We start from the raw sequence: 19,005 nt of genomic DNA, 5'->3' as shown, positions 1-19,005 counted from the left end.
CAACAAATCTATTTGTTAGAATGAACTAGGTTGACAGGGAGCTGAGTGATCTCATACTCTTCGAAAATCAAATTCAAACCACGTCAGCTTCGCCTTGCCGTACTCAAGTACATCCTGCGGCTCGTTTCCTAGTTTGCTATTTGATTTTCATTGAGTATCACTCATGAAAATCAAATAAAAGATTAGGAGTATAGCTACAAGCAATACTTGTTCAGGAAACAGAAGAAGGGATAAAAGTGATTTTTAAAGTATATAAAAAGAGGTCGGAATAAAAAACTCCGACCTTGATTTTTATATTTATGAGCCTTTGACTCAATGTTGATTGGGGATTGGATAGGAAAACAACTCTTGGTTTAAGAGGTTTATCCAACCGCTTTTGTCTTATCCTAAATAGCGTTGTAAAAATTCTCTTGTACGTTCCTCTTTAGGATTTGTAAATAAATCTTCAGGTTTGCCTTCTTCTGCAATAACACCTTTGTCCATAAAGATGACACGGTGTGATACGTCACGAGCAAATTCCATTTCGTGGGTTACAACGATCATTGTCAAGCCTTCTTGAGCTAGTTCTTGCATGATTTTTAGAACTTCACCGACCATTTCAGGGTCAAGGGCTGAAGTAGGCTCGTCAAAGAGAATGGCATCAGGATTCATAGAAAGCGCGCGAGCAATGGCTACACGTTGCTTTTGACCACCAGAAAGTTGTTTTGGTTTAGCTTGCCAGTAGCGCTCTCCCATTCCAACTTTTTCAAGGTTTTCTTTAGCAATTTTCTCTGCTTCTGATCGTTCACGTTTGAGGACAGTAGTCTGTGCAACAATCGTATTTTCAAGAACATTGAGATTTTCAAAGAGGTTAAAGGATTGGAAAACCATGCCTAGTTTTTCACGATAGTGAGTGAGGTTATACCCTTTTTCAAGTACGTTTTCACCGTGATAAAGGATCTCACCTTCAGTTGGTGTTTCGAGAAGGTTGATAGAACGTAGGAAGGTTGATTTACCACTACCTGAACTACCGATGATAGAAATAACTTCTCCTTTATGAATAGTGAGAGAGATGTCTTTTAGGACCTCGTTTTGCCCGTAGGATTTTTTGAGGTGTTTGATTTCAAGGATTGGTTGACTCATTATTTCAAATCCTCCGTTTGCATTTGGTTAGCACCTGTTGTATAAGTATCCATATCCATACGTTTTTCGATGAAGCGTAGGATACGCGTTACTGTGAAGGTGAGGACAAAGTAGATAACTGCGATGATGGTAAAGGTTTGGAAGTACTGGTAGGTTTGTGTTGCTACTGTATTTCCTGAGAAGTAAAGTTCTACAACAGAGATAACGTTCAATACAGAAGTATCCTTGATGTTGATGACGAACTCATTACCAGTGGCTGGTAGAATATTTCGAACAACTTGAGGCAAAACAATCTTACGCATGGTCTGGTTATGAGTCATACCAAGTGCAGTTGCTGCTTCAAATTGTCCCTTATCAACAGCTAGGATACCACCACGAACAATTTCAGTCATGTAAGCACCAGTGTTGATCGAAACGATAAAGATAGCAGCTAGCGTACGGTCTAGGTTGATCCCGAAAGCTTGAGCAGTTCCATAGTAGATAACCATAGATTGTACAATCATAGGTGTTCCACGGAAAATTTCAATATAGATATTGAGAATCCAACCGATTAGTTTTTGGATTCCAAAGATAAATTGGTTTTCAGATAGAGGTGCCGTACGGAAAACACCGATAGCAAGACCGATAGCGAGACCAACGATGGTACCGATAATTGAAATGAGAAGGGTAATACCAGCACCACGCAAGAGTTGTTGCCAGTTTTCAGTCAGAATTTTAGCGACTTGGCCAAAGAAGTTACTGTTGCTTTCTTCTGTCGTTGTAGATTCTGCTGGTTGCTCTTTGATCATACGATCCATGAGCGCAACTTGTTCATCTTTAGAAATGGTTTCAATACTGGCGTTGATTTGGCTGATACGGTCATCATCTTTACGAAGTCCAATAGCGATAGATGTATCTTCTTCACCAGTTTTAAAACCAGGTTCAGGCTGAATCATTTTGAACTTAGCGTTTGCTGATTCGGCAGTTAGGGCTTCAGGACGTTCAGAAACGTAGGCATCAATGACACCAGCTTCAAGAGCTTGACGCATTTGGGCGAAATCTCCCATGGCAGTTTCCTTCTGAGCGCCTGAGATTTGTGAAATTAAGTCATAAAGGTAAACACCTTGTTGAGAAGTGATTTTTGCTCCGCTAAAGTCCTCTAGTGATTTGGCATTTGCATAGGCAGAATCCTTTTTAACCAAAAGTACTGGTTCGCTAGTATAGTAGCTGCTTGAAAATGCAATTTCTTGTTTGCGTTCAGCAGTTGGGCTCATACCTGCAATGATCATATCAATCTTACCAGAAGTAAGGGCTGGAACAAGTCCTTCCCACTTGGTTTTAACAACCAAGGGCTCTTTGCCTAGGTCCTTAGCAATCTTTTTAGCTATTTGGACGTCGTAACCATTAGCATATTGGTTGGTTCCATCGATTTTGACAGCGCCGTTACTGTCGTCATCTTGAGTCCAGTTAAAGGGTGCGTAGGCTGCCTCCATACCGATGCGTAAATATTCATCGGCTTGGACCTGGCTAACTAGTCCTAAAGTAAGGGCCAGGCTAGCAAGGATAGTTAAGCATAATTTTTTCATGTTTTCTCCTATTTCTAGTCTAAAATTGCTTCTCTCTATTGTATCGAAAATTAGCAAGTTTTTCAATCCTAGTAAACCCTTACTTGGAAAAAAATGATATAATGAGAAAAAGGTCAAAAGAGGCTATATTATGAAAAAAAGATGGTTAATAGTACTTATATTTACTTGTCTGATAATTGTTCCAAAATTGGTTTTTGCCGTGGATTTCAGCATTCCATCCTATAAAGGAGAACTGTATATTCATGCAGATAATACAGCGGAATTTAGGCAGAAGATAGTTTACCAGTTCGAGGATGATTTTAATGGGCAAATCGTGGGTCTTGGTCGTGCAGGCAAGATGCCTAGCGGGTTTGAAATTGATCCTCATCCAAAGGTTGAGGCCTCGAAAAATGGTGCTGAACTGACAGATGTTACTAGCGAAGTGACAGAAGAAACGAATGGTTATACTGTTAAAGTCTATAATCCAGGTCAGGAAGGGGACAGGGTCGAAGTGGAACTTACCTGGCAATTGAAAAACCTTCTTTTCTTGTATAATGATATCGCTGAATTAAATTGGCAACCCTTAACAGACAGTTCAGAATCTATTGAAAAGTTTGAGTTTCATGTAAGCGGAGAGAAGGGGGCTGAAAAACTCTTTTTCCACACAGGTCAACTTTATAGAGAGGGAAGTATTGAACAGAGTGGTCATGACTATACTATTCGCTTCGACAATCTTCCGTCTAAGCGCGGAGTTGAGTTGCATGCCTACTGGCCTCGAACCGATTTTGCTAGCGCTATGGATCAGGGCTTAAAAGGGAATCGTTTAGAAGAGTTTAATAAGATAGAAGACTCGATTGTTAGAGAAAAAGAGCAGAGTAAACAACTCGTTACTTGGGTGTTTCCTTTGATTTCGTCACTTTCCTTGTTATTGAGTATCTGCTTCTATTTTATTTATAGAAGAAAAATCACTCCTTCAGTCAAATATGCCAAAAATTATCGTCTCTATGAACCGCCGATGGAATTAGAGCCTATGGTTTTATCTGAAGCTGTTTACTCTACTTCCTTGGAGGAAGTGAGTCCTCTAATTAAAGGAGCAGGAAAATTCGACTTCAACCAGCTTATTCAGGCTACCTTACTAGATGTAATCGACCGTGGGAATGTCTCTATTATTTCAGAAGGAGATGCAGTTACTTTAAGGTTGGTAAAAGAAGATGGCTTGGCAAGCTTTGAGAGGACCTGTCTAAATCTGGCCTTTTCAGGTAAAAAAGAAGTTGCTGTTTCCGATTTGTTTGCAGATTATAAGGTATCTGAGAGCCTTTATCGTGGAGCAAAAGCTGCTGATGAAAGACGGATTCAAACAAAAGGTCGTAAGCTCAAATATTCTTTTGAAAGAGTATTGAAAGAGATGCAAGAAGGGGTCAAGGACCGAGTCGCTTTCTTGGGGCTACCAGATTATTATCGCCCCTTGACTAGCGGGGAAAAGGTCTTGCAAGTGAGCATGGGTGTTTCTACTATTTTCCCACTAATCATCGGATTTGGTTTGTTCTTGTACAGTTTGGACGTTCATGGCTATCTTTACCTGCCCTTGCCAATACTTGGCTTACTAGGTTTAGTTTTGGCTGCTTTCTATTATTGGAAGATTCGACTAGATAATCGTGATGGTGTTCTAAATGAAGTAGGAGCGGAGGTCTATTATCTTTGGACGAGTTTTGAAAATATGTTACGTGAGATTGCACGACTGGATCAGGCAGAGTTAGAAAGTATTGTAGTCTGGAATCGCCTACTGGTGTATGCAACCTTGTTTGGCTGTGCTGACAAGGTGAGCCATTTGATGAAGATTCACCAGATCCAAGTTGAAAATCCAGATATCAATCTCTATGTAGCCTATGGCTGGCATAGCATGTTTTATCATTCAACAGCGCAAATGAGCCATTATGCCAGTGTCGCAAATACGGCAAGTACTTACTCAGTATCTTCTAGTAGTGGAAGTTCTGGTGGCGGATTCTCTGGAGGCGGTGGTGGCGGTAGCATTGGTGCCTTTTAAAGAAAACTAAACACAGCTTATAAAAGTATGATATAATGGAGGATAGAAAAAGGAGTTATCTATGTATCTTATTGAAATTTTAAAATCTATCTTTTTTGGTATTGTTGAAGGAATTACGGAATGGTTGCCGATTTCAAGTACTGGTCACTTGATTTTGGCAGAAGAGTTTATCCAGTATAAAGATCAAAATGAAGCTTTTATGTCTATGTTTAACGTAGTCATTCAACTGGGTGCTATCCTAGCCGTTATGGTTATCTACTTTAACAAACTGAATCCTTTCAAACCAGGTAAGGATAAAGTTCAAGTTCGTAGAACTTGGCAATTATGGTCCAAAGTATTTGTTGCGACCCTCCCTCTTCTTTTAGTCTTTAAGTTTGATGATTGGTTTGATACTCATTTCCATAATATGGTTTCAGTAGCTATTATGCTGATTGTTTATGGGGTTGCCTTTATCTATCTTGAAAAACGTAACAAAGCGCAAGCGATTGAGCCAACAGTAACTGAACTAGATAAGTTGCCTTATAAAACGGCCCTCTATATCGGACTTTTCCAAGTCTTGGCTCTTTTACCTGGGACTAGCCGTTCGGGCGCCACTATCGTTGGTGGTTTGTTAAATGGTACTAGTCGTTCAGTTGTAACTGAGTTCACCTTCTATCTAGGAATTCCAGTTATGTTTGGAGCCAGTGCTTTGAAGATTTTTAAATTTATTAAAGCAGGAGAAGTATTGAGCTTTGGTCAATTTTTCTTACTTCTAGTTGCTATGGTAGTCGCTTTTGCAGTCAGCATGGTTGCCATTCGTTTCTTGACCAGCTATGTTAAAAAACACGACTTTACAGTCTTCGGTAAATACCGTATTGTCCTTGGTAGTGTCTTGCTACTTTATAGCTTTGTACGATTATTTGTATAAGAAAAAACCTTGAGGGAAGATTCCTTCAAGGTTTTAAAATCCAGTCACAGTGACACCCAATAAGCGAACGTCTTTATCTTTATCTGCCAGAGATTCGTAAAGTTGGATAGCCATTTGTGAAATAGTTTCAGCATCTTGGATCTTTTGAGATAAGCTTTTCCGCTTAGTCATTGTAGAAAAGTCAGCATAGCGGATTTTTAAAATAACAATCTTTCCAGATTTTTCATGTTTTTGAAGACTAAGGGCAACTCTTTCCGAAAGGAGGGTTAGCTCTTTTTTGATATCCTCTTCTAGATTGAGAATTTTACTATAAGTTTTTTCTTTTCCGATAGACTTACGAATGCGATTGGATTTGACGGGAGAATTATCAATGCCACGAGCCTTGCGATACAGGTCAAAACCGAGTCTACCAAAACGGTCAATGAGACTAATTTCAGAAATATTTAAAAGATCAGCACCTGTAAATACCCCCATTTGATGCAATTTCTCAACTGTTTTCTTACCTACACCGTGGAATTTAGCGATATCCATTTGTTTGAGAAAATCTTCAGCTTCATCAGGGAGAATAACTGTCAGACCTCGAGGTTTTTGGTAATCGCTGGCTATTTTAGCTAAGAATTTATTATAAGACACACCAGCAGAAGCGGTCAAATGAAGTTCATTCCAAATATCTTGTTGAATTAGTCGAGCGATTTTAACAGCGGACTTGATACCGAGTTTGTTTTCAGTCACGTCTAGAAAAGCTTCATCGATACTCATAGGCTCGATATTATCCGTATAACGTTTGAAAATAGCTCGAATCTGTTGACCGACAGCAGTATATTTTTCGTAGTTTCCAGAAATGAAAACTGCTTGAGGGCAACGTTCATAGGCTTCTTTAGAACTCATGGCTGAGTGGATGCCAAATGCTCGTGCTTCATAGCTACAGGTAGAAACAACACCGCGACCACCAGTTTTTCTAGGGTCACTACCAATCACAACTGGCTTCCCTTTAAGTTTGGGATTGTCTCGAATTTCAACAGCAGCAAAAAAGGCATCCATGTCAATATGGATGATTTTACGAGATAAATCATTCATTAGTGGAAAAATCAACATGGAAAATCCTCTCAGTGCAAGTTAGTCTAGTTTTATTATACTCTTTTTCTGAAAAAATGAAAATCAAATAACTTCTTTCAAAAATATAATACAGTTTTTGGATAATTTATAACTGTATTAGAAAAGAAAGTGTTAAAAAAGTGAGTTTTTAGTTGTTGAAATCGTTTACTGTGTGTTATACTGAATACATGAATGTAACAGATGACTGTTACTAGAAAGAAAAAAGAGGACATTAACATGGTTGTTAAGACAGTTGTTGAAGCACAAGATATTTTTGACAAAGCCTGGGAAGGCTTTAAAGGTGTTGACTGGAAAGAAAAAGCAAGTGTGTCACGCTTTGTACAAGCTAACTACACACCTTATGATGGAGATGAAAGCTTCCTTGCAGGACCAACAGAGCGTTCACTTCACATCAAAAAAATCGTAGAAGAAACTAAAGCACACTACGAAGAAACTCGTTTCCCAATGGACACTCGTCCAACATCTATTGCTGATATTCCTGCTGGATTTATCGACAAAGAAAACGAATTGATTTATGGTATCCAAAACGATGAACTCTTCAAATTGAACTTCATGCCAAAAGGTGGTATCCGTATGGCTGAAACTACTTTGAAAGAAAATGGATACGAACCAGATCCAGCTGTTCACGAAATTTTCACTAAATACGTAACAACTGTTAACGATGGTATCTTCCGTGCTTACACTTCAAACATTCGTCGTGCTCGTCACGCTCACACTGTAACTGGTCTTCCAGATGCATACTCACGTGGACGTATCATCGGTGTTTATGCACGTCTTGCTCTTTACGGTGCAGACTACTTGATGCAAGAAAAAGTTAACGATTGGAACTCAATCGAAGAAATCGATGAAGAAACAATCCGTCTTCGTGAAGAAATCAACCTTCAATATCAAGCATTGCAACAAGTTGTTCGCTTGGGTGACCTTTACGGAGTTGATGTTCGTAAACCAGCGATGAACGTTAAAGAAGCTATCCAATGGGTTAACATTGCCTTTATGGCTGTCTGTCGTGTTATCAACGGTGCGGCTACATCTCTTGGACGTGTGCCAATCGTATTGGATATCTTTGCAGAACGTGACCTTGCTCGTGGTACATTTACTGAATCAGAAATCCAAGAATTTGTTGATGATTTCGTTATGAAACTTCGTACAGTTAAATTTGCTCGTACAAAAGCTTACGACCAATTGTACTCAGGTGACCCAACCTTCATCACAACTTCTATGGCTGGTATGGGTAACGACGGTCGTCACCGTGTTACTAAGATGGACTACCGTTTCTTGAACACTCTTGACAACATCGGTAACTCTCCAGAACCAAACTTGACAGTTCTTTGGACTGACAAATTACCATACAACTTCCGTCGCTACTGTATGCACATGAGCCACAAACACTCTTCAATCCAATACGAAGGTGTAACAACAATGGCTAAAGATGGATATGGTGAAATGAGCTGTATCTCATGTTGTGTATCTCCACTTGACCCAGAAAACGAAGATCAACGCCACAACATCCAGTACTTCGGTGCTCGCGTTAACGTTCTTAAAGCTCTTCTTACTGGTTTGAACGGTGGTTACGATGATGTTCATAAAGACTACAAAGTATTTGACATCGAACCAATCCGTGATGAAGTTCTTGAATTCGAATCAGTTAAAGCTAACTTTGAAAAATCTCTTGACTGGTTGACTGACACTTACGTAGATGCTTTGAACATCATCCACTACATGACTGACAAGTACAACTACGAAGCTGTTCAAATGGCCTTCTTGCCAACTAAACAACGTGCTAACATGGGATTTGGTATCTGTGGATTCGCTAATACTGTTGACACATTGTCAGCTATCAAGTACGCTACAGTTAAACCAATCCGTGACGAAAATGGCTACATCTACGATTACGAAACAATCGGTGAATACCCACGTTGGGGTGAAGATGACCCACGTTCAAACGAATTGGCAGAATGGTTGATCGAAGCTTACACAACTCGTCTACGTAGCCACAAACTTTACAAAGACGCAGAAGCTACAGTATCACTTTTGACAATCACATCTAACGTTGCTTACTCTAAACAAACTGGTAACTCTCCAGTCCACAAAGGTGTATACCTCAACGAAGATGGTTCAGTGAACTTGTCTAAACTTGAATTCTTCTCACCAGGTGCTAACCCATCTAACAAAGCTAAAGGTGGATGGTTGCAAAACTTGAACTCACTTGCTAGCCTTGACTTTGGTTACGCAGCTGATGGTATCTCATTGACAACTCAAGTATCACCACGTGCTCTTGGTAAAACTCGTGACGAACAAGTTGATAACTTGGTAACAATCCTTGATGGTTACTTCGAAAACGGTGGACAACACGTTAACTTGAACGTTATGGACTTGAACGATGTTTACGAAAAGATCATGTCAGGTGAAGACGTAATCGTACGTATCTCAGGATACTGTGTAAATACTAAGTACCTCACTCCAGAACAAAAAACTGAATTGACACAACGTGTCTTCCACGAAGTTCTTTCAATGGATGATGCATTGAGCTAAGATTCATAAATAGTAAATCAAAAACCAGTCATTTTGACTGGTTTTTTGGTATAAAAAAATTTTTAAAAAAAGTTGGTCAAAGTTGGTCAAATCTCTTGACTATTACTGACCAAAGTGATATACTAAGAACATAAGGATAAGAAAATCCTTAGAAAACCTTGATTTTAAGGTGATTGTCTATGTTATCTTGAGATCAAAGTATGGGTAAAACCTAGAAAAGAGGTGCAACCTATGTTTAACATTAGTATTTTTAGAATTCCAATTACAAAATCTACATTGGATAAAGAAAAACCAGAAATTATACGTAGAGTAGCAAGTAGCTAGTCTAAATTTTTTAAAATAAAGGTCAGAGAAAGTCAAATTATTTTGACTAAGTAAATATAAAAACAAACGAGGTATGAAATATGAATAACAACTTTAATAACTTTAACAACATGGATGATTTATTTAACCAATTGATGGGTGGTATGCGTGGATACAGTTCAGAAAACCGTCGTTACTTGATTAACGGTCGCGAAGTAACACCTGAAGAATTCGCTATTTACCGTCAAACTGGTCAACTTCCAAGCGAAGGAAGTGACCAAGTTCAGTATGTTCAAGGTAAAGCTATGAAACAAGATGGTATTCTTGCAAAACTTGGACGTAACTTAACAGCTGAAGCTCGTGAAGGTAAGTTAGATCCGGTTATTGGACGTAATAAGGAGATTCAAGAAACATCTGAAATCCTTTCTCGTCGTACAAAGAATAACCCAGTTCTAGTCGGTGATGCTGGTGTTGGTAAAACGGCAGTAGTAGAAGGTCTTGCCCAAGCTATCGTGAATGGTGATGTTCCAGCAGCAATCAAGAATAAAGAAATCATTTCCATTGATATTTCTGGACTTGAAGCTGGTACTCAATACCGTGGTAGCTTTGAAGAAAACATTCAAAACTTGGTAAAAGAAGTTAAAGAAGCTGGAAACATTATCCTCTTCTTCGATGAAATTCATCAAATCCTTGGCGCAGGTAGCACAGGGGATGGTCAAGGATCTAAAGGTCTTGCTGATATCTTGAAACCAGCTCTTTCACGTGGTGAATTAACAGTGATTGGTGCAACAACTCAAGATGAATATCGCAACACTATTTTGAAAAATGCTGCTCTTGCTCGTCGTTTCAACGAAGTGAAAGTTAATGCTCCATCTGCTGAAGATACTTTCAAGATTCTCCAAGGTATTCGTGATCTTTATCAACAACACCACAACGTTATCTTGCCAGATGAAGTATTGAAAGCGGCTGTTGATTACTCTGTTCAATACATTCCACAACGTAGCTTGCCAGATAAGGCTATCGACTTGGTCGATGTGACAGCTGCTCACTTGGCAGCACAACACCCAGTGACAGATGTGCATGCTGTGGAACATGAAATTGAAGAAGAAAAAGCTAAACAAGAAGCTGCAGCTGCTAAAGAGGATTATGAAGCGGCATTAAATGCAAAAATTCGTATCGAAGAACTTGAAAAGAAAATTGCCAACCATACAGAAGATCATAAGGTTACTGCAACTGTTAATGATGTTGCTGAGTCTGTAGAACGTATGACAGGTATCCCTGTTTCACAAATGGATGCAACTGATATCGAACGTTTGAAAGATATGGGTCACCGTTTGCAAACTAAGGTTATTGGTCAAGATAAGGCTGTTGAAGCAGTAGCACGTGCCATCCGTCGGAACCGTGCAGGCTTTGACGAAGGAAACCGTCCAATCGGTAGCTTCCTATTTGTAGGTCCTACCGGAGTCGGTAAAACTGAATTAGCTAAACAATTAGCTCTTGATATGTTCGGAACTAAAGATGCTATCATCCGTTTGGATATGTCAGAATACAGCGATCGTACAGCCGTTTCTAAATTGATTGGTACCACTGCAGGTTATGTTGGTTACGATGATAATAACAATACCTTGACTGAACGTGTCCGTCGTAATCCATACTCAATTGTCCTTCTTGATGAGATTGAAAAGGCAGACCCTCAAGTGATTACTCTTCTTCTCCAAGTATTGGATGATGGTCGTTTGACAGACGGTCAAGGTAACACGGTAAACTTCAAGAATACGGTGATTATCGCAACTTCAAATGCAGGCTTTGGTTATGAAGCTAACTTGACAGAAGATGCGGACAAACCAGAGCTCATGGATCGTTTGAAACCATACTTCCGTCCAGAGTTCCTCAACCGTTTCAATGCTGTTATCGAATTCTCACATTTGAGCAAGGAAGACCTTTCTAAGATTGTTGATTTGATGTTGGTTGATGTCAATAAGACACTTGCCAAGAAAGAGATCGATTTGGCAGTGAGCGATGCAGCCAAAGAATACATGACTGAAGAAGGTTATGATGAAGTCATGGGTGTTCGTCCTCTCCGTCGTGTAGTTGAACAACAGATCCGTGATAAAGTGACAGATTTCCATTTGGATAATCTTGATGCTAAACACCTAGAAGCTGATATGGAAGATGGTGTCTTGGTCATTCGTGAAAAAGCCTAAATTAAAATTTTGAGTGTAAAAAAGGAACCAGTTGAAAAATTGGTTCCTTTTTGTTAAATGACATGACGCTCAAAGGCATCATCTGAGATTCCTTGTTCAAGAATCAATTTTGCCCATTCCTTAGCAGAGAAAAGGCTATGATCCTTGTAGTTGCCACAAGATTCAATGGTAGTCCCTGGGACATCTTCCCAAGTTGTAGTCTCAGCGATTTCCTTTAGTGAATCCTTGATGACAGCAGCGATTTCTGAGCTAGTATGACGTCCCCACATAATCATATGGAAACCTGTACGACACCCAAATGGTGAACAATCAATCATCCCGTCAATGCGAGTACGAATCAGCTTAGCCAAGAGGTGCTCGATAGTATGGAGCCCCGCAGTAGGGATAGAATCTTCATTTGGTTGAACCAAGCGGATATCAAAATTAGAGATGATATCACCTTTTGGTCCAGTTTCCTCTCCGATTAAACGAACATAGGGAGCTTTAACGATTGTGTGGTCAAGTTCAAAACTTTCAACAATAACTTCTTTGGTCATGGTAATTCCTTTCAACTTTCTTCTTTCATTATATCACAAAGATTGATTTGATAATTGTCAAAAAAAGAACTTTGTATCAGATGTTTGTTGAAAAGTTAGAAATAGAAAAAATATTTTCAATTCAATTTGAAAAATTCTGAAAATTGTATTGACACTTGGCTGAAAAGGGATTATAATGTATAAAAAGTCATAAAGGAGTTTATTATGAAATTTTCAAAAGTAATGGCCCTAGCAGGGGTGACTCTGTTAGCGTCAGGTGTTTTGGCAGCTTGTTCAGGTTCAGGCTCTAGTGCAAAAGGTGAGAAAACTTTTTCTTACGTTTATGAAACAGATCCAGACAGCCTCAACTATCTGACAACAGGTAAGGCTGCGGTTGCGAATATCACAAGTAATGTCGTTGATGGTTTGATGGAGAATGACCGCTACGGTAACTTCGTGCCATCTTTGGCAGAAGATTGGTCAGTGTCTAAAGACGGGTTGACTTACACTTACACAATCCGTAAAGATGCTAAGTGGTACACTTCTGAAGGCGAAGAGTATGCACCAGTTAAAGCGCAAGACTTTGTAACAGGTCTTAAGTATGCGGCTGACAATAAGTCAGAAGCCCTTTATCTTGTTCAAGAATCCATTAAAGGTTTGGATGCTTATGTAAAAGGTGAAGTTAAAGACTTCTCAGAAGTTGGAATCAAGGCTGTAGATGATCAAACAGTTCAATACACTTTGAACAAACCAGAAAGCTTCTGGAACTCTAAGACAACCATGGGAATTCTTGCACCAGTCAATGAAGAATTCCTTACTTCTAAAGGAAGTGACTTTGCTAAAGCAACAGATCCAAGCAGTATCCTTTATAATGGTCCTTTCTTGTTGAAATCATTGGTAGCAAAATCTTCAGTAGAATTTGAAAAGAATCCAAACTACTGGGATAAGGACAATGTTCATATTGATAAAGTAAAACTTTCATTCTGGGATGGTCAAGACAATAACAAACTTGCAGAAACCTTTAAGGATGGCGGCTTCTCAATGGCCCTTCTCTTCCCAACAAGTGGAAGCTACTCTGAACTTGAAAAAGAGTTTAAGGATAACATCGTTTATACAACACAAGATTCTACAACTTTCTTAGTCGGTACGAATATTGACCGTCAGTCTTACAAATATACTTCTAAGACTACAGACGAGCAAAAGACTTCAACTAAGAAAGCTCTTCTTAACAAAGACTTCCGTCAAGCCATCGCCTTTGGTTTTGATAGAACAGCTTATGCTTCTCAAGTTAATGGAGCAAGTGGAGCAAGCAAACTCCTTCGTAACTTGTTCGTACCACCAACATTTGTTCAAGCAGATGGTAAAAACTTTGGTGACTTAGTTAAGGAAAAATTAGTGACCTATGGTGATGAGTGGAAAGATGTTAATCTAGAAGACGCTCAAGACGGTCTTTACAATCCTGAAAAAGCGAAAGCAGAATTTGCTAAAGCCAAGACAGCACTCCAAGCGGAAGGTGTTCAATTCCCAATCCACTTGGATATGCCAGTTGACCAAACTAATACTACAAAAGTTCAACGTGTTCAATCATTGAAACAATCACTTGAAGCAACGTTAGGAACTGACAATGTTGTCATTGACATTCAACAACTTCAAAAAGATGAAGTCCTCAATGTTACTTACTTTGCTGAGACGGCTGCCGGTGAAGATTGGGACCTTTCAGATAACGTTGGTTGGTCTCCAGACTACATCGACCCATCTACATACCTTGATATCATCAAACCATCAGTAGGTGAAAATACTAAGACTTATCTAGGATTTGATTCAGGTACAAATAACGCTGCTGCCAAACAAGTTGGTTTGGAAGATTACGAAAAGATGGTTGTTGAAGCTGGAAATGAAGACACTGACGTTTCAAAACGTTATGATAAATATGCTGCTGCCCAAGCTTGGTTGACAGATAGTGCATTGATTATTCCAACAACTTCTAAAACTGGACGTCCAATGTTGTCTAAGATGGTGCCATTCACACTTCCATTTGCTTACTCAGGTAACAAGGGAACAAGTGAAGCACTCTTGTACAAATACCTTGAACTTCAAGATAAACCAGTAACTGTTGATGAATATCAAAAAGCTCAAGATAAATGGAAGAAAGAAAAAGAAGAATCTAATAAAAAAGCGCAAGAAGATCTTGCAAATCATGTCAAATAAGAAAAAAGAGGCCGGACAAAAAGTCTGGCCTTTTGATATCATTCCTGAGACATCAGTTTGACATTTTGGTTATTAGTTCAAGCACTGCATTGAAGTAGTAGAACAGACATTCTAAGTCACGCTCCAGTATTACATAAAAGTAAGATATCTTTTATCTATAATTTTAAACAGCTTTCCCGACTATTTGATTTGTGTTGGGGATAAGGTTGCGATTGACATAACTTTGACAGTTTTTAATCTGTTAAGTTATTTCGCTTCCTATTTTAAAAAGTTTGGCTTTATAAAAATTAAGATTCCACCATAAAAAACTGCATACAAAAAACTGAGAATAAATCCTCAGTTTTTTATATTTTATTGTTGCCCTTGTGTATTTTGTGGGGCTGGATTTTGTTGTTGACTATTTGTAGTTGTGTTTGGTACTGAGGCATTTGGATTGGTAGCGCCATTCGTATTATCATTCGAAGAGCTTGGACTTTCAGTTGTTGAAGTTGTACTTGAACTTGAGCTCTCTGTTGTCGAACTTGCTTGAGTTGACTGTGGAATCCAGTTGTTACGAGCACCGTTCTTAAAGACGTATTCGCCGTTGCGATACAAACCTTCAGGCATTGTCCAATCACCAGGATGATCATCCTCTGACAGATATCCCATCATTGAGCGGTAGATATTTGCAGCGACTCTAAATCCATCTCCTACGATTGGAGTAAGACGGTTTGAGTAACCAGTCCAAACGGCCATTGAATACTTACGAGTATATCCTACGAACATTTCGTCTGGAGCAACATACCCAGTGTTCTTAATGTAGTTCTCAATTTCATTGTCTGTATAGTTTGAAGTACCAGTTTTCCCAGCTTGTGGAAGCCATGACATGTAGGCTCCACGACCAGTTCCGTATGTTAATACGGTTTTCATCATTTCTGTCATCATGTAGGCGGTTGTTTCCTTCATGGCGCGAGTACCTTGGTCTGAAAACTCTTTTGAACTGCCATCACTAAAGACAACTTTATTGATATACATTGGTTTGTGATAGATACCGCCGTTAGCAAAGGCAGCATAGGCAGCAGCCATTTTTTCACTACTTGCTCCGTACTGTTTATGAGATTCAACTGTATTACTTGAGATAGCATTTGCGTATACCATTGATGGGTAATCAATTCCTAAACCATTCAAGAAGGTCTTAGCATGGTCTAATCCAACTTTTTCAAGTGTTTTAACGGCTGGTACGTTACGAGATTGTTGAATTGCGTACTGGAGAGTGATATTTCCAAAGTAGGTCTTATCCCAGTTATAGACAGGAATGTCTGTTCCAGGATAGTTATAAGGGGCATCATTAATCGTTGCTGCAGTAGAGTCGAAGATTCCGTACTCAAGTGCAGGAGCGTAGTCTGTGATAGGTTTCATAGTAGAACCCCAGTCACGGTTTGTTTCGACGGCTTGGTTGATACCGAATGAAACATTACTTGATTGGTGTCTAGAACCAAGTTGAGCGATGACTTTACCATTTGTAACATCAACGATAGTAGAAGCAGCTTGAAGGTCATCATCTGGATAGTCAACGTATTCGTCTGTATTGTAAACATCCCAAAGGCGTTTTTGTACCTCTTGGTCGACGTTTGTATAGACTTCCATACCTGTTGTTAATAGATTATAACCTGTCTCTTGCTCCACTTGGTCAATAACCTCTTTAAGATAGTTATCCATGTACTGTGGATAGCTATTAACAGATTTCAGGCTTTGAAGTCCATCTGTGATTGGAGTATTGATGGCTGTTTCATATTGCTCGGCTGTAAGGTAGCCTTGTTTTTGCATTTCTGACAAAACGAGGTTTCGTCTTTCAAGGGCTGCTTCAGGATGAGAATAGGGATCGTATTGGTTTGGAGCCTGTGGCATACCTGCTAAGAGTGCAAGTTGTGGGATGGACAAGTCTTTGAGGTCCTTACCATAATAGTTTTCCGCAGCTGTCTGCATACCATAGTTACCATTTGACATGTAGACCTTATTGACGTAATAGGTCAATATTTCTTGCTTAGTTGCAGTTCGCTCTAGCTGGATAGCCAACCAAGCCTCTTGAACTTTACGGGATAGGGTTTGATCAGCTGTTGATGTTGAGAAATAAGTCAGCTTAATCAACTGCTGGGTCAAGGTTGATCCCCCTTGAAGACCACCATTACTACTAAGGTTACGTAGGAAAGCTCCTGCTATTCGAATGCTATCAATTCCTCTGTGGTTAAAGAAGCGATGATCCTCGATAGAGACAATCGCATTGACAAGATCAGTAGGAATGTCACTACTTTGAGCATTGACACGACGTTCAGCACCTAAATCTGCGATGAGTTCATTTTTGCTATCATAAATTTTACTTGATGTGGTTGCAACAAGTTTGCTTTCAGAGAGTTCAGGAGCCTTGTTTGCATAGTAAAGAAATACACCACCGCCAAGTAGGAAAGCTACGATAAATAAGCTAATCATAACAATGCTGAGGTATTTAACGATGCGCAAGATAGTTTGTTTGTTCATATTGTTTTACCACCTAGTAAATGTTGTTTGACTGTATCAAGGTAAGGAATTTGTGGAAAAGCAGACTGCTCAATCACATAACCGAATTCTTTGATATAGTCAAGCGGCATTGACTTTTTCCCCATATCCTGATGATAAAAACGGATGAGGTCAAGTGCCGGCAATAAATACGTTTCTTGATAAGAAGAAAAATGAAGAAGGATAAAGCAAATTCCTTTTTGTTCAAGGACTTGTTCCATATGCCGAATCTGATGAGGATGGAAGTTCTTCAGCGGAATGGCATGTTTTTGCTTAGTTTCCTTAGCTTCGAAATCGATGTAAAACCCTTCATAAACTCCAGAATAATCGGTAGTCGATGCCTGTCTAAAATAAGCTTCAACAATCTTAGCCCGACTACGCTGCGGATAGTCTACGCGGACAATCTGAACAGGAGTTGGTTTCTTATGGATAACAGCTAAACCGTGTGTCAGATAATAATCGTTTGTAGCATTGATCATCTTTTCAAAGGTCATCCCGCGATTTGCGAAATTTTTAGTTTGTGAGGTGACTTCTTGTTTTTTTTTCGATGAAAGTTTATGAGGATAGTTGACCATAATTCTCCTTATTGGTACAATAACATCACTCTATTATACCATAAAAGTGAACAGAAAGGGTGAAAAAATGCATACAGCCTTGGTTTTAGGCTATTCTAGCTTTGATTTAGGATTGTTTAATGACAAAGATATTCGTTTAAAAATTATTAAAAAAGCCATTCGTAGAGATTTGGAAAAAATGGCAGACGAAGGGTTGAAATGGTTGGTATTTACGGGAACTCTGGGATTTGAACACTGGGTTTTAGAGATAGCCAGAGATATGAAAGATGACTTTGGTTTCCAACTTGCAACTATCTTTGATTTTGAAACTCATGGGGAAAACTGGAATGAGGGGAATCAGGTCAAACTTAGTGAATTTAAACAAGTTGATTTTATTAAATACGCCTATCCGAACTATGAACACAAGGGTCAATTACGAGACTATCAACTTTTCTTACTTGAAAATACAGATGGAGCCTATCTTTTTTATGATGAAGAAAATGAAACAAAACTGAAGTATTTTTACGAACTGATGAAAAAGAAAGACAACTATATTACAAAAAGATTAACATTTGAGGAATTAAACGAAGTAGCTGAAAATTTTTCCGAAAATTGAGCCTTTGACCTTGCTTTTTGTTTGCCTTTTTTTATATAATAATACTAGCAACTGAGAATGGAGAGAGACATGGCAAGTATTATTTTTACAGCAAAAGATATTTTTGAGCAGGATTTTGGAAGAGAAGTACGTGGATATAGTAAAGCAGAGGTTGATGAATTCTTGGATGATGTCATCAAGGATTATGAAACTTATGCAGCATTAGTAAAATCATTGCGTTCAGAAATCGCGGAGCTCAAAGAAGAATTGGCGAAAAAACCTCAAGTGGCACCAGCAACTTCTGAATCAGCAGATCATGGAAGTACGACTTCTATGACAAACTTTGATATTTTGAAACGTTTGAATCGTCTTGAAAAAGAAGTATTTGGCAAACAAATCTTGGATAATTCTGATTTCTGAGAATGATTTTGTTGTGCAATTTTTGGATAATCGCGTGAAGAGAATTTCTTTTCATGAGGAAAGTCCATGCTAGCACAGGCTGTGATGCCTGTAGTGTTTGTGCTAGGCGAAACCATAAGCCTAGGGACGAGAAATCGTTACGGCAGTTGAAATGGCTAAGTCTTTTGATAGGTCAGAGTAGGCTTGAAAGTGCCACAGTGACGGAGTCTCTCTGGAAACGGAGAGAGTGGAACGCGGTAAACCCCTCAAGCTAGCAACCCAAATTTTGGTCGGGGCATGGAGTGCGCGGAAACGAACGTAGTACTCTGACTGCTATCAGCTAGAGCTGCTAGTGGTAGACAGATGATTATCGAAGGAAGTGGTCCTAGTCACTTCTGGAACAAAACATGGCTTATAGAAAATTGCATAT

At 39.1% G+C, this 19,005-nt stretch carries 13 protein-coding genes and 1 other RNA gene; 8 read left to right on the top strand and 6 right to left on the bottom strand.

The features are described 5' to 3' along the window. Positions 1-381: 381 nt before the first annotated feature. Entirely contained in the window at positions 382-1,122 is a 741-nt protein-coding gene (locus RQ973_RS02080) for an amino acid ABC transporter ATP-binding protein (protein WP_000081949.1), read from the bottom strand. Next, complete coding sequence (locus RQ973_RS02075) at positions 1,122-2,687, bottom strand: ABC transporter substrate-binding protein/permease (RefSeq protein WP_045763619.1); 1,566 nt, start codon at positions 2,685-2,687, stop codon at positions 1,122-1,124. Before RQ973_RS02075 ends, RQ973_RS02080 begins: the two co-directional genes overlap by 1 nt. A 130-nt stretch (positions 2,688-2,817) precedes the next feature. Between RQ973_RS02075 and RQ973_RS02070 the strand changes: the two genes are divergently transcribed. Next, on the top strand, positions 2,818-4,710 hold the full coding sequence (locus tag RQ973_RS02070) for a DUF2207 domain-containing protein (RefSeq protein WP_311522596.1): 1,893 nt from the start codon (positions 2,818-2,820) through the stop codon (positions 4,708-4,710). A 61-nt stretch (positions 4,711-4,771) separates the two neighbouring features. Beyond that, positions 4,772-5,617, top strand: coding sequence for an undecaprenyl-diphosphate phosphatase (locus RQ973_RS02065; RefSeq protein ID WP_311522595.1), 846 nt, complete (start codon positions 4,772-4,774; stop codon positions 5,615-5,617). Between the two features lie 33 nt (positions 5,618-5,650). Here the strand turns inward: RQ973_RS02065 and dinB are convergent, their stop codons facing one another. After that, a complete protein-coding gene (dinB, locus tag RQ973_RS02060; RefSeq protein WP_311522594.1) occupies positions 5,651-6,712 on the bottom strand; it encodes a DNA polymerase IV in 1,062 nt (353 codons plus the stop codon). Positions 6,713-6,949: 237 nt separating this feature from the next. Here dinB and pflB point away from each other — a divergent pair, with 237 nt between their 5' ends. Continuing rightward, positions 6,950-9,265, top strand: a complete 2,316-nt coding sequence (pflB, locus tag RQ973_RS02055) for a formate C-acetyltransferase (RefSeq protein ID WP_311522641.1) — start codon at positions 6,950-6,952, stop codon at positions 9,263-9,265. 404 nt (positions 9,266-9,669) lie between these two features. Further along, positions 9,670-11,772, top strand: coding sequence for an ATP-dependent Clp protease ATP-binding subunit (locus RQ973_RS02050; protein WP_311522593.1), 2,103 nt, complete (start codon positions 9,670-9,672; stop codon positions 11,770-11,772). A gap of 53 nt (positions 11,773-11,825) precedes the next feature. Here RQ973_RS02050 and RQ973_RS02045 read toward each other — a convergent pair whose 3' ends face one another. Then, positions 11,826-12,308: an S-ribosylhomocysteine lyase gene (locus tag RQ973_RS02045; RefSeq protein ID WP_311522592.1), complete on the bottom strand. Its 483-nt coding sequence runs from the start codon at positions 12,306-12,308 to the stop codon at positions 11,826-11,828. Between the two features lie 204 nt (positions 12,309-12,512). On the opposite strand from RQ973_RS02045, the gene RQ973_RS02040 reads away from it, so the two are divergent. After that, positions 12,513-14,495 (top strand): peptide ABC transporter substrate-binding protein, encoded by a 1,983-nt coding sequence (locus RQ973_RS02040; protein WP_311522591.1) that lies wholly within the window; start codon positions 12,513-12,515, stop codon positions 14,493-14,495. 351 nt (positions 14,496-14,846) lie between these two features. Here the strand turns inward: RQ973_RS02040 and pbp1a are convergent, their stop codons facing one another. Then, positions 14,847-17,009, bottom strand: coding sequence for a penicillin-binding protein PBP1A (pbp1a, locus tag RQ973_RS02035; protein WP_311522590.1), 2,163 nt, complete (start codon positions 17,007-17,009; stop codon positions 14,847-14,849). After that, complete coding sequence (gene recU, locus RQ973_RS02030) at positions 17,006-17,602, bottom strand: Holliday junction resolvase RecU (protein ID WP_311522589.1); 597 nt, start codon at positions 17,600-17,602, stop codon at positions 17,006-17,008. Before recU ends, pbp1a begins: the two co-directional genes overlap by 4 nt. Positions 17,603-17,669: 67 nt before the next feature. On the opposite strand from recU, the gene RQ973_RS02025 reads away from it, so the two are divergent. The 3 genes from RQ973_RS02025 (at position 17,670) to rnpB (ending at position 18,995) form a co-directional block, all read left to right on the top strand. Continuing rightward, positions 17,670-18,197 (top strand): SLOG family protein, encoded by a 528-nt coding sequence (locus RQ973_RS02025; RefSeq protein WP_311522588.1) that lies wholly within the window; start codon positions 17,670-17,672, stop codon positions 18,195-18,197. A 69-nt stretch (positions 18,198-18,266) separates the two neighbouring features. After that, a complete protein-coding gene (gpsB, locus tag RQ973_RS02020) occupies positions 18,267-18,596 on the top strand; it encodes a cell division regulator GpsB (RefSeq protein WP_311522587.1) in 330 nt (109 codons plus the stop codon). 18 nt (positions 18,597-18,614) lie between these two features. Next, positions 18,615-18,995, top strand: an RNA gene (gene rnpB, locus RQ973_RS02015) — RNase P RNA component class B. Positions 18,996-19,005 lie beyond the last annotated feature (10 nt).

This window comes from uncultured Streptococcus sp., from assembly GCF_963511325.1.
Classification (GTDB): Bacteria; Bacillota; Bacilli; order Lactobacillales; family Streptococcaceae; genus Streptococcus.
The sequence above is the reverse complement of the archived record's forward strand: the minus strand, read 5'-3'. Positions and strand labels throughout refer to the sequence as shown.

Coding starts and splice junctions, on each gene's coding strand:
- RQ973_RS02080 (WP_000081949.1), bottom strand. CDS start 1,122: ATGAGTCAACCAATCCTTGAAATCAAACACCTCAAAAAATCCTACGGG.
- RQ973_RS02075 (WP_045763619.1), bottom strand. CDS start 2,687: ATGAAAAAATTATGCTTAACTATCCTTGCTAGCCTGGCCCTTACTTTA.
- RQ973_RS02070 (WP_311522596.1), top strand. CDS start 2,818: ATGAAAAAAAGATGGTTAATAGTACTTATATTTACTTGTCTGATAATT.
- RQ973_RS02065 (WP_311522595.1), top strand. CDS start 4,772: ATGTATCTTATTGAAATTTTAAAATCTATCTTTTTTGGTATTGTTGAA.
- dinB (WP_311522594.1), bottom strand. CDS start 6,712: ATGTTGATTTTTCCACTAATGAATGATTTATCTCGTAAAATCATCCAT.
- pflB (WP_311522641.1), top strand. CDS start 6,950: ATGGTTGTTAAGACAGTTGTTGAAGCACAAGATATTTTTGACAAAGCC.
- RQ973_RS02050 (WP_311522593.1), top strand. CDS start 9,670: ATGAATAACAACTTTAATAACTTTAACAACATGGATGATTTATTTAAC.
- RQ973_RS02045 (WP_311522592.1), bottom strand. CDS start 12,308: ATGACCAAAGAAGTTATTGTTGAAAGTTTTGAACTTGACCACACAATC.
- RQ973_RS02040 (WP_311522591.1), top strand. CDS start 12,513: ATGAAATTTTCAAAAGTAATGGCCCTAGCAGGGGTGACTCTGTTAGCG.
- pbp1a (WP_311522590.1), bottom strand. CDS start 17,009: ATGAACAAACAAACTATCTTGCGCATCGTTAAATACCTCAGCATTGTT.
- recU (WP_311522589.1), bottom strand. CDS start 17,602: ATGGTCAACTATCCTCATAAACTTTCATCGAAAAAAAAACAAGAAGTC.
- RQ973_RS02025 (WP_311522588.1), top strand. CDS start 17,670: ATGCATACAGCCTTGGTTTTAGGCTATTCTAGCTTTGATTTAGGATTG.
- gpsB (WP_311522587.1), top strand. CDS start 18,267: ATGGCAAGTATTATTTTTACAGCAAAAGATATTTTTGAGCAGGATTTT.